The organism is Sinorhizobium psoraleae, assembly GCF_013283645.1.
GTDB lineage: Bacteria > Pseudomonadota > Alphaproteobacteria > Rhizobiales > Rhizobiaceae > Sinorhizobium > Sinorhizobium psoraleae.
The window spans coordinates 305,586-319,761 of sequence record NZ_JABEKV010000002.1; the positions used below are offsets into that span (position 1 = coordinate 305,586).

The following is a 14,176-nucleotide window of genomic DNA, read 5'->3' on the forward strand; positions in this document are numbered from 1 at the left end:
AACTGCGTCCTTTCAAGGCGGCTGCATCTACTGATTGCCGACCAGCAGCTTCAGTTCGCCGGGATGGACGCGCAGTGCCACGTCACGTCCCATCGGCAGAAGCTCGCCGTCAATGACGCAATTAATCTTTCTGTCCACCTTCGGGAAGTGCAGATCGACAGCGATGGCGCTCATCTCGGTGATCAAGGGGCTCGCGCGGAACTTGCCGCGCAGGATATCGAAGGCAAGTTTCGCGACCCCGGCCGGTTTCAGCGGCGGCGCCGTGTAGAAACCGAGATGCCCGCTCGTCACGTCATCGGCGTACATCAAGGTGGCATGGCCGAAGTGATTGTTCGAGACCGAAATGGCCGAAACATGCCGGCGCTCCCGGTGACCGTCGGCATCGAACTCGATCTCAAAATCCGGGGGGTTGAAAATCACGCCGATCGCCGCACGCGTGCTTGCGCTGATCTTTCCGAGCCTTGAGGCGAAACGGTAGGATTCGCGATAGCGTACCAGGCGGGCATGCAAGCCCATCGAAAACTGATGAACGAAGGCGCGGCCGTCCGCGCTGCCGATGTCGCCATCGATGATCCTGCCATAAGCAAGGACCTCCGGCGCCTTCCAGATGTCGAGCGGCAGTTTCAACGAGCGCGCGAAAAGGTTCATCGTCCCAGCCGGGATGACGCCGAGCGGCATGCGGTTTTTCCACGCGACGCCGGCAGCCGCCGAAATCGTACCGTCGCCGCCGCCGGCGACAATCGCATCGAGATCGTCACGGCGGCAGGTTCTTTCCAGCATATCGCGCATGTCACCGGCCCCGACAGCGACGACTTCGATCTGATGTCCGGCACCGCGAAAGACCTCTTCCACCCACCGTCCGTAGGCCTCCATATCCGTCGTACGGAATGTTCCCCCATCTCGATTGAAGATGGCTTTGACTTTCATGAAACGTCGTTTTCTCCCGGACCTCGATCAAACATGTAGGTCACAGATAAGCGCGATGAGGAGGGTTTCCAGAGGAGCCGGTCAGGCGTCCTCGAATTTGGCTCGCTAAGCCGATCGGTTTTCGAGCGGTTTCAGCGTCATACGATCGCCGTCGCAAAGGACATTTTCATCGCCCCAGGCTTTCAGCGCCATGATCACTGGCCTCAAGCTTTCTCCCCTGGGCGTCAAGGCGTAGTCGACGCGCGGCGGGACGACCGGAAAAACAGTGCGTGACAGAAGCCCCGCCTCCTCCAGTTCGCGCAACTGCTTGGTCAGCATCCGCTGCGTCACGCTTGGCAATCTCCGCCGCAACTCGTTGAAGCGCAACGTGCCCGCGAGCATCAGGTGATAGAGGATGACCCCCTTCCATTTGCCGTCGATGAAGCTCAGCGTCGATTCCACCGGGCAACCCGGGAATGTGTTCGTCAGTTTCGCGCGCGGCCTGGACATAACAGTATCCTTTTCGACACTATGAGCCAAATTTGTGCATTCTTGTGCTTATCGACTATAATGCTCATGTAGCTCCTGTTCAATTCTGCAAAGGAGCATTCGATGCGTGCCGTCGCCTACAGGATACCGCAAGCCATCACCGCCGAAACCGCCCTGATCGACGTCGATCTGCCTGTGCCCTCGCCGGAGGATCGCGATCTTCTGGTCGAGATCAAGGCGGTCTCCGTGAATCCCGTCGACACGAAAGTGCGCGCCGGCGTTCAGCCGGAGTCGAACCAGCCGAAGGTTCTCGGCTGGGACGCTGCCGGCGTCGTCAAGGCCGTCGGCCCGAAAGTCACACTGTTCCAAGTGGGGGACGAAGTATTCTACGCCGGCGCACTCGACCGGCCAGGCACCAATGCCGAGTTTCATCTGGTGGACGAGCGCATCGTCGGCCGAAAGCCGAAGTCGCTCGGCTTTGCCGAGGCCGCCGCGCTGCCGCTGACCGCGATCACCGCCTGGGAAACGCTGTTCGACCGTTTGAAGGTCAGTGATCCGGTGCCGGGGGCTGCCAATGCCGTGTTGATCATCGGCGGCGCCGGCGGCGTCGGATCGATCGCGATCCAATTGTTGCGCGCGTTGACGAACCTCACCGTGATCGCAACCGCCTCTCGACCCGAAACCCGCGACTGGGTGCTGAAGCTCGGCGCCCATCAGGTACTCGACCACGGGCGCCCGCTTGCCACCGAGATCGAGCAGTTGGCGCTTGGCGCGCCTGCCTTCGTCTTCTCAACCACCAATACCGACAAGCATATCGGCGAAATCGTCAAGCTGATTGCACCGCAGGGCCGGTTCGCCCTGATCGATGATCTTCCTGTGCTCGATGTCATGCCGTTCAAGCGCAAAGCTGTATCGACGCACTGGGAGATGATGTTTGCCCGTCCGATGTTCAAAACGCCAGACATGATCGAGCAGCACAACCTGCTCAACCGTGTCGCGGAACTGGTCGACAGCGGCAAGATCCGCACGACCTTGACGGAAACGCTGGGTCCCATCAACGCGGCCACGCTCAGGAAGGCGCATCAAATGATCGAGACCGGCCGCACGCGCGGCAAGCTCGTTCTGGAAGGGTTTTGAGCAGACGTTTCGAAAGGGGCGCGCAGCCTTCCCGCGGCAGTCAGTGCCGCGGGAAATCCTTCGCTACAGCGACGGCAGCTTCAGCGGACCGCCCGTCTTGATGGAGCGGATGGCGAAATTCGATCGGATATCTGTCACGCCCGGCAATGCCAGCAGGGTTTCAGTCAAGAGCTTCTCATAGGCCGAGAGATCCTCGACCACGACCTCCGCCAGGAAATCGGCATTGCCGGAAATCAGAAAGCACGAGACCACCTCGGGAATGGCGAGCAGCGATTCCTGCTGGCGGCGTGCGTTCTCCTGGCTGTGATGGCCAACCTTGATCTCGACGAACACCGTAAGGCCAAGGCCGACCTCCTTGCGATCGATGTCGGCGCGATAGCCGCGCAGGACACCGGATTTTTCGAGATTGCGAATGCGCCTCAGACAGGGTGACGGCGACAGGTTGACCCGTTCCGCAATCTCGACATTGGTCGCTCGCGCATCCTCCTGGAGAATCTTCAGGATGGCGATATCGAATTTGTCCAGCTTTGGCATATTCAGAAACTCAATGGCGGCAAATTGGCAGATTGTTGCCAATCATACGGGTTGTGAGGCGGAGATAGCAAGGACATACCCCCGCACCCGGCGCTAATTTCTTCCCGATCCTCTTTCGCAAACCCCTTCGGGAAGGAACATGAAAATGGTTGCGCTCGCTCTCGATCGCGGCTCCGCCGCACCCGCCGCCGGCCATGCCGGCGCGTTTATCACCGTGATGATTTGGGCGACCTGGATTCTCGCCACGCGGCACACCGCCGCGACGGCAATCGGGACGATCGACCTCGGGCTCATTCGCTACGGAATACCGGCGCTGGTACTCGCCCCGGTCTGGCTGAAGACGGGGCTCTTGCCCAAGGCGTTGCCGCTTTCCCTTCTCGTTCTGATGGTCGCGGGGTCGGGCGCTGTGTTTTTCCAGGTGGCCGCCTTCGCCATCCACGCAACGCCTGCTTCATCCGTCGGTATTCTGCTCGGCGGCTCGATGCCGCTCGCCGCGGCGTTGATCGGCGTCGTGTTTTTCCAGGAGCGCCCCGACCGCATGCGCATAATCGGTTTTTCCGCCATCGTCGTCGGCGTCGCTATCCTGCTTGGCCGCAGTCTCGGCGCATCGGATCCATCCGCCTGGACGGGCTATGGGCTGCTGCCCGCGGCCGCGACCCTTTGGGCAATCTATACCCACGCGTTCCGGCGCTCAGGTCTGAGCGCCGTCGAAGGCAGCGCCCTGATTGCCGTCTGGTCGTTTCTGATCCACCTCGCCTTGGCATGGGTCTTCGGCAGCACGCTTGCGAGCGTCCCGCTCGGCGAGATCGGCCTCCAGGTCTTGAGTCAGGGCGTTCTCTCGGGGCTCGCGGCGACGGTTGCCTATGGCTTTGCGGTCCGTCGCCTAGGCGGCACGCAAGCGGCCGCCTTCACCGCCTTGACGCCCGTGCTTGCCATGTTCGGCGGTGCAGCGTTGCTTGGCGAAACGATCGGTCCGTACGAGATCGTGGCCGCGGTCATCACCTCGGCTGGCGTTGCACTCTCGACCGGCATTCTCTCCCCTAGGCAGGCTTGAGATTGCATAGAACGGCCCGGAAGCTTTAGGTCCGGGCCGTTCTCTGTTAGCCGTGAACGATCTCGCGATGTCTCTGCAGGCGATGACCATAGGCCTGGCTGACGCGATCGAAGATGATTGCGATGCCGACAATGGCGAGGCCATTGAAGATGCCGAGCGTGAAATACTGGTTTGCGATCGCCTTCAATACCGGCTGGCCCAGCCCTTGAACGCCGATCATCGAGGCAATCACGACCATGGCGAGCGCCATCATGATCGTCTGGTTGATGCCGGCCATGATCGTGGGCAGGGCAAGCGGCATCTGCACGTTCTTCAGCTTCTGCCAGCTCGACGAACCAAAGGCATCCGCCGCCTCGAGCACATCCTTGTCGACAAGCCTAATACCGAGATTGGTGAGGCGGATCATCGGCGGGATGGCGTAAATGACCACGGCGATCAGGCCAGGAACCTTGCCGATGCCGAGCAGCATGACGACCGGGATGAGATAGACGAAGCTTGGCATCGTCTGCATGACGTCAAGCACCGGATTGACGATGTTCTGAAAGCGATCCGAGCGCGACATTATGATGCCGATCGGTATGCCGACCGCAATCGACAGAACGGTACAGACGAAGATCATCGAGATCGTCTTCATCGTGTCGTCCCACATGTCGAAATAGCCGATGAGGAGAAGCGTACCCATGCATCCGGCAACGATCTTCCAGTTGCGGCTGGCGAACCAGGCGATGACGGCGATCAGGATCAGAATGATCGGCCACGGCGTCCGCGTCATGAACCGCTCGGAGTGGATCAGAAAGAACTGCAGCGGTTCGAAGAAAGACTCGATGCCGTCGCCATAGGCGCGTGTGAATGCCCGGAAACCCTCGTCGATCACTTTCTTCAGCTCTCGAAGCCGGTCATCGTCCATATGCGGAAATTTGGTCAGCCATTCCATGTCTTCATTCCCCTTCGCACTCTTCCAGGCGGCTCATCTTTCCTTTTTTTCACCGCCGACCCACAAACGCTCGATGCGCCGTGTAACCAATGGAGCTGCGCAATCTTATTCTCAAACCGACATGCGGTGAACGAAATCGTGCGCTTCTGAAACGAGAACGGCGCGCTTTGCGCGCGCCGTTCGTTGGAAAGAGTCGATCAGAGAGCAGCCTTGACCTTCTCCGCAACCTCCGGAGATACCCACTTGGTCCAGAGGTCTTCGTTTTCCTCCAGGAAGTGCTTCGCACCTTCTTCACCGCTCGCCTGATTGTCGGTCATCCAGGCCATCAGCTTGTTGACCGTGTCGTTCGTCCAGGCACGGGTGTTAAGATACTCCATTGCCGGGCCGGCACGATCGGCAAAGGTCTTGGTCACCAGCGTCTGAACCTTGTCCTTCGGCCAGTCGTTCTTCTTCGGATCCGGGCAATCGGCGACAGTGTTGCAGCGCTTCCATTCGGCCATATCGCCCGGCACGCCGTGTTCGAGCTTGACCATCTCGTACTTGCCGAGCAGCGCCGTCGGAGCCCAGTAGTAACCGACCCAGCCCTGCTTGCGCTCATATGCTTTCGCGATCGAGCCGTCGAGGCCGGCGGCTGAACCGGTGTCGACCAGCGTGAAGCCCGCTGCCTCGGCGCCGTAGGCCTTGTAGAGCTGAGTCGTCACGACCGTACCGCCCCAACCCTGCGGACCGTTGAAGATTGCACCCTTGCTCGGATCCTCCGGATCCGGGAAGAGTTCCTTGTGCTTCAGCACGTCGTCGATCGTCTTGATGTCCGGATTGGCATCGACAATATATTTCGGTACCCACCAGCCCTGCACTGCGCCATCCGAAAGCGCAACAGCAGCACCGACGAGCTTGCCTTCCTGGAGGCCGCGGTTCACCACATCCGGCAGCAGGTCGACCCAGCCTTCCGGTGCAATGTCCGGCTCGCCCTTCTCGATCATCGAGGTGATCGTCGGCACCGTATCACCGACGACCAGTTCCGCGTCGCAGCCATAGCCTTCCGTCAGGATGAACTTGTCCACGCTCGCCAGCACTTCGGCGCTCTGCCAGTTCATGTTGGCGATCGTCACGTCGCCGCATTCTGCCGCCGACGCCGCGCTACCCAGACCGAGAAGGCCGGCAGCCAGACATGTCGTTGCAAGGAATTTTTTCATTTTCAGTTCCCTCTGTTTGGCGGTGTACCCATGGCGAACTGTCAGCCTCACCGCAACGGCCGGCAGCGAACGGAACAAGGCCCCTGCCCCAATCCGAGAGGAATGGAAGCAACAGCTTACGACGGCCGTCAATGCCTATTCGGATCGACGCCCCCATCATTGCTACTCAGTCTTTCCGGCAAACACTTTTCCATTTGCGTCAGCCAGTGCGCTGACTCACTTCCCGGAGACACAAAAAATTGATGGGTTTGGAGGCCCGGCAACCGTGCCGCCTTTATCAAAAGGCAAGGATCAACCGCGGAGGCGACGTCGGCCTGGACGTCCCAGCGCCAGGCCATCTGAACCGGCAAATGCCGGCGCCTATCGGCCGGCATGACCTCACATGTCGAAAGACCGGCTGCCGCTCTTTCCCGACGCGATTTCGGGCGGCTCGCCTCTCGAACATTACATGTTCGGATAGACCGGGCCTTCGCCGCCTTGCGGCGGCACCCAGTTGATGTTCTGGTTCGGGTCCTTGATGTCGCAGGTCTTGCAGTGCACGCAGTTCTGGGCGTTGATGACGAAGGTCGGCTGGCCGTCCTTCTCCACCCATTCGTAGACGGCGGCCGGACAGTAGCGGCTCGACGGACCGGCATAGACGTCGTATTCCGAGCGCTTCTGCAGTTCGGGGTCCTTGACCTGAAGATGGATCGGCTGGTCTTCCTCGTGATTGGTGTTCGACAGGAACACCGAGGACAGCCGGTCGAAGGTCAAGACGCCGTCCGGCTTCGGATAATCGATCTTCTGGTGCCGGGCCGCCGGTTCGAGCGATTGCGCATCGCTCTTGCCGTGCTTCAGCGTGCCGAAGAAGGAAAAGCCGAGGAGCTGGTTGGTCCACATGTCGAGGCCGCCGAGCGCGACGCCGATGGCGGTGCCGAACTTCGACCACAGCGGCTTGACGTTCCTGACCCGCTTCAGGTCCTGGCCGATGGCGCTGTCGCGCCAGCCGCGCTCGATCTCGATCGGCTCGTCATTGGCGCGGCCATCAGCGATCGCTGTAGCGAGCTTTTCCGCCGCCAGCATGCCCGACAGCACCGCATTGTGGCTGCCCTTGATGCGCGGCACGTTGACGAAGCCGGCCGAGCAGCCGATCAGCGCGCCGCCGGGGAAGGACAGTTTTGGCACCGACTGCCAGCCGCCCTCGGTGATGGCGCGGGCGCCGTAGGAAAGGCGCTTCGCCCCTTCGAACGTGCCGCGGATCACCGGGTGGGTCTTGAAGCGCTGGAACTCCTCGAACGGATGCAGATAGGGGTTCTTGTAATTGAGGTGGACGACGAAGCCGACCGCGACGAGGTTGTCCTCGAGGTGATAGAGGAAGGAGCCGCCACCGGTCTTCATGTCGAGCGGCCAGCCAAAGGAATGCTGCACCAGGCCGGGTTTATGGTTTTCCGGCTTGACCTCCCAGAGCTCTTTCAGCCCGATGCCGAATTTCGGCACGTCGCGGCCCTCACCGAGCCTGTATTTGGCGATCAGCTGCTTGGCCAGCGAGCCGCGCACGCCCTCGCCGATCAGCGTGTATTTGCCGAGCAGCGCCATGCCGCGGGCAAAGTTCGGCCCCGGCTCGCCAGAGCGTTCGATACCCATGTCGCCGGTGGCGACGCCGATCACCGCGCCCTCGTCGTTGTAGAGCACCTCGGTTGCGGCAAAGCCCGGATAGATCTCGACGCCAAGCGCCTCGGCATGCGTCGCCAGCCAGCGACAGACATTGCCGAGCGAGACGACATAGTTGCCGTGATTGTTCATCAGCGGCGGCATCAGGAAGTTCGGCAGGCGGACCGAGCCGGCGGGACCCAGGAACAGGAAATGGTCGTCGGTGACTTCGGTCTTGAACGGATGGTCGGGCTCGTCGCGCCAGCCGGGCAGCAGCCGGTCGATGCCGATCGGATCGACGACGGCGCCGGAGAGGATATGGGCGCCGACCTCAGCACCCTTTTCCAGCACCACGACCGACAGCTCCGGATTGACCTGCTTCAGCCGGATCGCCGCCGCAAGCCCGGCCGGACCGGCGCCGACGATCACCACGTCGAATTCCATGCTCTCGCGTTCCGGCAGTTCCTGTCGCTCGGTCATTCTTATGCTCTCCAGTCTCGCCGGTCTTGCGCCGGTTCTCTGTTCCCAGCCAAATCATCCCGTCATGGCAAATGCGGCCAGGATTGTCGAGCCGAGATGCGACAGACTATCTCCGCATTTGCGCATAACTTCATGAGTTTACCACACGTGCTCTATATTACTTGTACGTAAACGTAAATATGGCGTGCGATTCCGGTGGTCGATGCGGCTTGCTTTTATGGTCTCCGCATGCGAGGAGGCCCGCCCTCCCCTGAGAGTGACGCAATTCCGGACGGATAACCGTTACCGCCCTCTTCCTGGAATTGGTTTAGATACGGAGAACGTCATGGCATCGGCCCTCGGCCTAGATTTCGGCACGACCAATTCGGTGCTAGCACTGTCACAGGACGCCTCGACACGCTCCGTCGTCGTCGACAGTCCGGCGGGCAAATCCGACACCACGCGAACCGCACTTTCGTTCCTCAAAGGCGCAGACCGCGGACGGTTACAGATCGAAGCGGGACAGGCGGCAATCCGCGAGTTCATCGACAACCCCGGCGAATGCCGCTTCCTCCAGTCGATAAAGACGTTCGCAGCGAGTTCGCTCTTCCAAGGGACGATGGTCTTCGCCAAACGGCACGACTTCGAAGACCTCATGTATGCGTTCCTCGCGCGGTTGAGGGATTATGCGGGCAGCGACTGGAGCAGCGAGCTGAAGCGCATCGTCGTCGGGCGCCCGGTGCAGTTTGCCGGCGCCAACCCCGACGAAAAACTGGCGCTCCAGCGTTACAATCGTGCCCTCGCCCGCTTCGACTTTCCGGAAATCCACTACGTCTACGAACCGGTCGCGGCTGCCTTCTATTTTGCGCGAACCCTCGACAGGGATGCGACCGTGCTGGTAGCCGATTTCGGCGGCGGGACGACCGACTACTCGATCATCCGCTTCGAGAGCGAGGGCGGGCGACTGACTGCGACGCCGGTCGGGCATGGCGGTGTGGGCATCGCCGGCGATCATTTCGACTTCCGCATCATCGACAATATCGTCTCGCCGCTCATCGGAAAGGGGAGTCTGTTCAAGAGCTTCGACAAGCTGCTTGAAGTGCCGTCGAGCTACTATGCCAATTTCGGCCGCTGGAACCAGTTGTCGATCTTCAAGACGCTGAAGGACTTTTCCGGACTGAAGAAGCTTGTCCGGGCGAGCCTTGAGCCGGAAAAGCTTGAAGCATTTGTGGACCTGATCGAACATGATGAGGGTTATCCGCTCTATCAGGCGGTTTCTGCCACCAAAATGCGGCTGTCGCAGGAGGAGGAAACAGAGTTCTTCTTTGCACCGCTCGGCGATCGGGCGCGCAGGACGGTTCGGCGCACAGACTTCGAGACCTGGATCGCACCCGATCTTTCCCGCATCGAACAGGCGCTCGATGAGGTGCTTCAAAAAACGGAGACGGCGCCAGCAACGATCGACAAGGTATTCCTCACCGGCGGCACGTCCTTCGTACCGGCGGTAAGACGGATATTCGACAACCGTTTCGACCGGTCAAAGATCGAAAGCGGCGGCGAACTCCTGTCTATCGCGCACGGCCTTGCATTGATCGGCGAACGGCAGGACATCGAGACCTGGACGGCAGAAGCCGCCTGATGCCGCTGGACCGCTTCCGCCGATCTGCTACATTCGCGCCATGATCCCGGCCAACGACCTTTCCCCTGCAGAGCTTGCCGCCCTTCTCGCCTTCCATGCGGACGCGGGCGTCGAATGGCTGCTGGAAGACGAAGCCGTCGACCGGTTAGCGGAATTCGAGACGATGAAGGCGAGGCGCGCGGAAGCACGCGGCGCACCTCAACGCCCGGCGGGCACCGGGCAAAGTCTAGCTGCAGGATCGCAGCCAGCGGCATCCACTCAGTCCCGCAATGCCGTTCCGGCCGCGCCGGCAGCCTCCCCTCCGGCTGTCGCAGTCCCCGACGAGCAGGCCGTCAAGGAGGCCAGGTTCGCCGCGGAAACCGCACGCTCGCTGCCCGAACTGCGGACGGCCATGGAGTCCTTCAATTACTGCAACCTGAAGAACAGCGCCCGCAATCTCGTCTTCGCCGAGGGCAACCCCGCTTCCGGCATCATGATTGTCGGACCGATGCCCTATCCGGACGACGATCGCGATGGCCAGCCATTCGCCGGCAAGCTCGGCGAAATGCTCGAGCGCATGCTTTCCGGGATCGGTCTCGCGAAGCAAGATGTGCTGCTGACAAATGTCGTGCCATGGCGGCCGCCCGGAAATCGCGTGCCTACCGCGCGGGAGGCAGATATCTGCCGCCCCTTCATCGAGCGGCAGATTGCGCTCGCGGAACCCAGGCAGTTGTTGCTTCTCGGAAACTTCACCGCTCGCTTCTTCTTCGGCGGCGGCGATACGATCCATCAGTTGCGGGGGGAATGGCGCGAAGTTTCCGCTGGTGGTCACCGCGTCGCGACGCTGGCCACGCTGCACCCCCAGGATCTCGTGACGGCACCAGTCAACAAGCGGCTTGCCTGGCAGGATCTGCTGGCCTTCAGGGCCAGATTTAGCGGCTAAGCACGCTCAGCGCTCAACTCATGAACAGATCGTGAAAAAAGCCATGCGAATTGCGCATGCCAGCGCCGCATTTTAATGCATTGCAAAATCAATGCTGCATCGCAATATGAGCGAACGGGAGGAATGGAAAAGGAAATGAACCATGACTGCCTGCTTTCGTCCGATCCACAGCAGCTTTGAGACGCTCCGCCATGCCGGCGCTGCGCTGCGGACGCCGTTCAATAATTTCGGCACGGCAGCCAACGAGCAGATGACCGCAATCGGCCTTTCCCGGACCACGCGTCCGGCACAGTTCTACGCCGAATTCATTCAGCGCTGACGCCGAGCGGAGCACACAGCTCCGCATCGCTCGTTCCAGACCGCAGATAGGAAGAGAATATGTCCAAGCCGCTCGATAGTATTCGGGGCCTGCTCGACACGATCTCCGACATCGGCACAGCTGTGCGCGCCTCGCGCGAATATAGCCGCCTGAGCACGATCAAAGATCCACGGCGTGCTCACAGGGTCGCCGTCAGCCCGCTGCTGCCGAACTAATCCGGCTTCCTGCGCCTTTTCGCCAAAGACTGTCGCAATCGACAGCGTCCAGAAATTTCGATAGAGCCACTCTCATTCCGATCCGTGGAGTGAGCTGACGAGGACTCGATCGACTCTCCTTCCCCGTATCCCGGACGAGTCTCCGCCAAGGCTGAAGACGACACCGGCAACGTCCAGGAGCGCCGATGCTGGCCAGTCTCTCTTCCGTTTTCAGCCTTATGCTGTCCACCTTGCTGATGATGGTGGCCTTCGGGCTGCAAAGCTATGTCATTCCCGTGCGCTCCGTGGCAGAAAGCTGGTCCACGCTGACGGTGTCGATCTTTGCCACCGGCTATACGCTCGGCTTCACGCTCTCCTGCATCGTCACACCGAAATTCGTGCTGCGCGTCGGACATGTCCGCGTCTTTACCGCGCTGATCACCCTGCTCTCGATTGCCATCCTGATGTGCGGGCTCTTTGTCGACTGGCGCGCCTGGATCTTCTTCCGGGCGATCTCCGGCTTTGCCATTTCCGGAAGCTATCTAGTCATCGAGAGTTGGCTCAACGAGCGTGTGACGAACGACAATCGCGGCCTTCTCTTCTCGCTCTACCTCATCACGACCATGGTCGGCACCATCGGCGGCCAATATCTGGTGCCCCTCGGCGACCCAACCAACACCTCGCTGTTCATTCTCTGCGGCGTGCTGTTTTCGCTGGCGCTGCTGCCGACGGCGCTTTCCTCCTCGCCCATGCCGGCGCCGCCGGCGCAAGCGAAATTCGACATTCCAGGTCTATTCCGCCGCTCGCCGGTCGCCGTCGTCGGCGGCATTCTCGCCGGTGCGCTTTCCGGTGCCTGGCTCAATCTTGGCGGCGTTTTCACCCAGAGGATCGGGCTTTCTACGGCTGAGGGCGCGACCCTCCTTGCATCGCTGCTCGCCGGAAGCGCGATCATGCAAATACCGATCGGCCGCGCTTCGGACCGAATGGACCGCCGCATCGTCATGGTCGCCTGCGGCATTGTCGGCGTCATCTCCTGCCTTGCCATGTCGGCTTCGATCGGCAGCAGCCCGGCGATGCTCTATCTCATGGCCGCCTGCATCGGCAGCGTGCTCTTCCCGATCTATGCGCTCAATGTCGCGCATGCCAACGACCTCGCCCGCCCGAACGAATATGTCGAGATCTCGTCGGGCCTGATGATCACCTACGGGATCGGCACCATCGTGGGGCCGTTAATGGTCGGCCCCGTGATGGACCGCTTCGGTCCTGCGGCGTTGTTCATCGTCCTTGCCGTCTACTTCGCGCTCTACGGTGGCTACGCCGCCTGGCGCATTCTGAGGCGCGAGCAGCACCAAGGGCTCGTCGCCAAGACCGATTTCCAGGCGACCACCGTTATGCCGACGCCGGGTCCCGATGTGACGAGCCCGATCGCCCAACAGGCAGATGCCGATGCGCTCATCAGCGACGACACCGTTCCCCTGTGGGAGCGGTCCTCGGAATAAGGGCTTGGCGAGCAATCGTCACCCTTGCGGCGTCACATGCTTGCGGGCGCCTCTGCGCTCCAATCCCAACTGGTGCTCGCGAAAGATGATGAAGATGCCCGCGCTGACAACGATCGCCGTGCCCGCCAACATGGTTTCCGTCGGTATATCGCCGAAGAAAAAATAGCCGATGGCAATGCCCAGCACGATCGATGTGTACTCGAACGGGGCGATCGTCGACATGTCGGCATGACGGTAGCTTTCCGTCAGCAGGATCTGCGCGACGCCTCCGCAGAAGCCGGCGACCATCAGCAGCAGGAAGGACGTCCAGGACATTGTCGCCCAGCCGAAGGGCAACGTCGCAAGCGAAAACATCGAGGCCGAGAGGGAGAAATAAAGCACGATCGTGTGCGTTCGCTCGGTCTTCACCAGCTTGCGCACGAGCACCATCGCGATCGCCCCAAGCGTCGCAGAAAGCAACACGCCGACCGCACCAAGCGCCTCGGACGAACCGAATTCTCCGTTGCGCAGCAGCGTCAGCCGCGGCCAGGTGATGATCAGCACGCCCATGAGCCCGATCACGACCGCGGACCACCGGTAAAGCCGCACGGTTTCCCGGAGAAAGACGGCTGCGAAGATCACAGCGAGCAGCGGCATGGCGTAGCCGATCGCAATCGCCTCCGGCAGCGGCAGATGAACGAGCCCGTAGAACCCGCAACTCATCGAGAGAATTCCGACGAAGCCGCGCGCTAGATGTCCAGTGATGTCCTTGGTTCTGAACGCGTCGCGCAACTCGCCGCGAAGCGCCAGAAAGCCCAGGATGGGCACCATCGCAAAGGCGGAACGGTAGAAGGTGATTTGCCCGGTGGCGATGTCGCTGCCCGCAGCCTTGATGCACGTGGACATGCAAACGAAGATGACGACCGAAAGAACCTTGAACAGGATCCCCTTCATCGGGCTTAGGATGTCCGCATCCATCGAACGCACTTTTCAAACGCTGCCGGCCAATGCAGGAAGGATGTCAGCCGAGGAAGACGCGGCGGAAAAGCCGCAGGAAGATCGCGCTTACTCTAGCGGCGCCATATCGGAATAAGGATCAAATTTCTTGATGGAAAGCATTTTTTCTTGATGCATTCGCCATCGAATCCGCAGCGTGCCAAGATTCTTTAGCATGCGCGAAAAAATCCTTGCCGATTTAGTTCTTGTTAGTGACGCTTCTGTAAATCACTGATCGATAAGGGAGCGGGAAGAATACCGGAAGCCACGTCTTCGCCGGAGTGCGGCCA

General features: G+C 60.8%; 14 protein-coding genes. 7 read left to right on the plus strand and 7 right to left on the minus strand.

Features of this window, described 5'->3' with window-relative positions; genetic code table 11:
- Positions 1-27: 27 nt before the first annotated feature.
- Together ILFOPFJJ_RS10295 and ILFOPFJJ_RS10300 are read right to left on the minus strand one after the other, a co-directional pair.
- Positions 28-927, minus strand: a complete 900-nt coding sequence (locus ILFOPFJJ_RS10295) for a diacylglycerol/lipid kinase family protein (protein ID WP_173510459.1) — start codon at positions 925-927, stop codon at positions 28-30.
- A gap of 105 nt (positions 928-1,032) precedes the next feature.
- Positions 1,033-1,416 (minus strand): winged helix-turn-helix transcriptional regulator, encoded by a 384-nt coding sequence (locus ILFOPFJJ_RS10300; protein WP_173510460.1) that lies wholly within the window; start codon positions 1,414-1,416, stop codon positions 1,033-1,035.
- Positions 1,417-1,518: 102 nt separating this feature from the next.
- On the opposite strand from ILFOPFJJ_RS10300, the gene ILFOPFJJ_RS10305 reads away from it, so the two are divergent.
- A complete protein-coding gene (locus ILFOPFJJ_RS10305; protein ID WP_173510461.1) occupies positions 1,519-2,532 on the plus strand; it encodes a zinc-binding alcohol dehydrogenase family protein in 1,014 nt (337 codons plus the stop codon).
- 63 nt (positions 2,533-2,595) lie between these two features.
- Here the strand turns inward: ILFOPFJJ_RS10305 and ILFOPFJJ_RS10310 are convergent, their stop codons facing one another.
- The gene (locus tag ILFOPFJJ_RS10310) at positions 2,596-3,066 is read right to left on the minus strand and encodes an Lrp/AsnC family transcriptional regulator (RefSeq protein WP_173510462.1); all 471 of its coding nucleotides are present in this window, start codon (positions 3,064-3,066) and stop codon (positions 2,596-2,598) included.
- 145 nt (positions 3,067-3,211) lie between these two features.
- On the opposite strand from ILFOPFJJ_RS10310, the gene ILFOPFJJ_RS10315 reads away from it, so the two are divergent.
- Positions 3,212-4,120 carry a DMT family transporter gene (locus ILFOPFJJ_RS10315; protein ID WP_173511482.1) on the plus strand — a complete coding sequence of 303 codons (909 nt, stop codon included), beginning with the start codon at positions 3,212-3,214 and terminating at the stop codon, positions 4,118-4,120.
- A 46-nt stretch (positions 4,121-4,166) separates the two neighbouring features.
- On the opposite strand, the gene ILFOPFJJ_RS10320 is transcribed toward ILFOPFJJ_RS10315, so the two are convergent.
- The 3 genes from ILFOPFJJ_RS10320 to ILFOPFJJ_RS10330 form a co-directional block, all read right to left on the minus strand.
- The gene (locus tag ILFOPFJJ_RS10320) at positions 4,167-5,054 is read right to left on the minus strand and encodes an ABC transporter permease (RefSeq protein ID WP_173510463.1); all 888 of its coding nucleotides are present in this window, start codon (positions 5,052-5,054) and stop codon (positions 4,167-4,169) included.
- A gap of 197 nt (positions 5,055-5,251) precedes the next feature.
- Positions 5,252-6,250 (minus strand): ABC transporter substrate-binding protein, encoded by a 999-nt coding sequence (locus ILFOPFJJ_RS10325; protein WP_173510464.1) that lies wholly within the window; start codon positions 6,248-6,250, stop codon positions 5,252-5,254.
- A gap of 444 nt (positions 6,251-6,694) precedes the next feature.
- Positions 6,695-8,359, minus strand: coding sequence for an electron transfer flavoprotein-ubiquinone oxidoreductase (locus tag ILFOPFJJ_RS10330; protein WP_173510465.1), 1,665 nt, complete (start codon positions 8,357-8,359; stop codon positions 6,695-6,697).
- A gap of 325 nt (positions 8,360-8,684) precedes the next feature.
- On the opposite strand from ILFOPFJJ_RS10330, the gene ILFOPFJJ_RS10335 reads away from it, so the two are divergent.
- From ILFOPFJJ_RS10335 to ILFOPFJJ_RS10355, 5 genes are all read left to right on the plus strand, one after another.
- A complete protein-coding gene (locus tag ILFOPFJJ_RS10335; RefSeq protein ID WP_173510466.1) occupies positions 8,685-9,977 on the plus strand; it encodes an Hsp70 family protein in 1,293 nt (430 codons plus the stop codon).
- A 40-nt stretch (positions 9,978-10,017) separates the two neighbouring features.
- Positions 10,018-10,899, plus strand: coding sequence for a uracil-DNA glycosylase (locus ILFOPFJJ_RS10340; protein ID WP_173510467.1), 882 nt, complete (start codon positions 10,018-10,020; stop codon positions 10,897-10,899).
- Between the two features lie 142 nt (positions 10,900-11,041).
- Positions 11,042-11,218: a hypothetical protein gene (locus ILFOPFJJ_RS10345; protein WP_173510468.1), complete on the plus strand. Its 177-nt coding sequence runs from the start codon at positions 11,042-11,044 to the stop codon at positions 11,216-11,218.
- A 59-nt stretch (positions 11,219-11,277) separates the two neighbouring features.
- Positions 11,278-11,433, plus strand: coding sequence for a hypothetical protein (locus ILFOPFJJ_RS10350; protein ID WP_173510469.1), 156 nt, complete (start codon positions 11,278-11,280; stop codon positions 11,431-11,433).
- Between the two features lie 185 nt (positions 11,434-11,618).
- On the plus strand, positions 11,619-12,911 hold the full coding sequence (locus tag ILFOPFJJ_RS10355; protein WP_173510470.1) for an MFS transporter: 1,293 nt from the start codon (positions 11,619-11,621) through the stop codon (positions 12,909-12,911).
- A gap of 18 nt (positions 12,912-12,929) precedes the next feature.
- Here ILFOPFJJ_RS10355 and ILFOPFJJ_RS10360 read toward each other — a convergent pair whose 3' ends face one another.
- Positions 12,930-13,868, minus strand: a complete 939-nt coding sequence (locus ILFOPFJJ_RS10360) for a DMT family transporter (RefSeq protein ID WP_173510471.1) — start codon at positions 13,866-13,868, stop codon at positions 12,930-12,932.
- Positions 13,869-14,176: the final 308 nt, after the last annotated feature.

What these genes read in the sequence shown, in the direction of transcription:
- ILFOPFJJ_RS10355 (WP_173510470.1), top strand. Translation starts at nt 11,619, where the DNA reads ATGCTGGCCAGTCTCTCTTCCGTTTTCAGCCTTATGCTGTCCACCTTG.
- ILFOPFJJ_RS10320 (WP_173510463.1), bottom strand. Translation starts at nt 5,054, where the DNA reads ATGGAATGGCTGACCAAATTTCCGCATATGGACGATGACCGGCTTCGA.
- ILFOPFJJ_RS10310 (WP_173510462.1), bottom strand. Translation starts at nt 3,066, where the DNA reads ATGCCAAAGCTGGACAAATTCGATATCGCCATCCTGAAGATTCTCCAG.
- ILFOPFJJ_RS10330 (WP_173510465.1), bottom strand. Translation starts at nt 8,359, where the DNA reads ATGACCGAGCGACAGGAACTGCCGGAACGCGAGAGCATGGAATTCGAC.
- ILFOPFJJ_RS10345 (WP_173510468.1), top strand. Translation starts at nt 11,042, where the DNA reads ATGACTGCCTGCTTTCGTCCGATCCACAGCAGCTTTGAGACGCTCCGC.
- ILFOPFJJ_RS10295 (WP_173510459.1), bottom strand. Translation starts at nt 927, where the DNA reads ATGAAAGTCAAAGCCATCTTCAATCGAGATGGGGGAACATTCCGTACG.
- ILFOPFJJ_RS10350 (WP_173510469.1), top strand. Translation starts at nt 11,278, where the DNA reads ATGTCCAAGCCGCTCGATAGTATTCGGGGCCTGCTCGACACGATCTCC.
- ILFOPFJJ_RS10325 (WP_173510464.1), bottom strand. Translation starts at nt 6,250, where the DNA reads ATGAAAAAATTCCTTGCAACGACATGTCTGGCTGCCGGCCTTCTCGGT.
- ILFOPFJJ_RS10360 (WP_173510471.1), bottom strand. Translation starts at nt 13,868, where the DNA reads ATGGATGCGGACATCCTAAGCCCGATGAAGGGGATCCTGTTCAAGGTT.
- ILFOPFJJ_RS10335 (WP_173510466.1), top strand. Translation starts at nt 8,685, where the DNA reads ATGGCATCGGCCCTCGGCCTAGATTTCGGCACGACCAATTCGGTGCTA.
- ILFOPFJJ_RS10305 (WP_173510461.1), top strand. Translation starts at nt 1,519, where the DNA reads ATGCGTGCCGTCGCCTACAGGATACCGCAAGCCATCACCGCCGAAACC.
- ILFOPFJJ_RS10340 (WP_173510467.1), top strand. Translation starts at nt 10,018, where the DNA reads ATGATCCCGGCCAACGACCTTTCCCCTGCAGAGCTTGCCGCCCTTCTC.
- ILFOPFJJ_RS10315 (WP_173511482.1), top strand. Translation starts at nt 3,212, where the DNA reads ATGGTTGCGCTCGCTCTCGATCGCGGCTCCGCCGCACCCGCCGCCGGC.
- ILFOPFJJ_RS10300 (WP_173510460.1), bottom strand. Translation starts at nt 1,416, where the DNA reads ATGTCCAGGCCGCGCGCGAAACTGACGAACACATTCCCGGGTTGCCCG.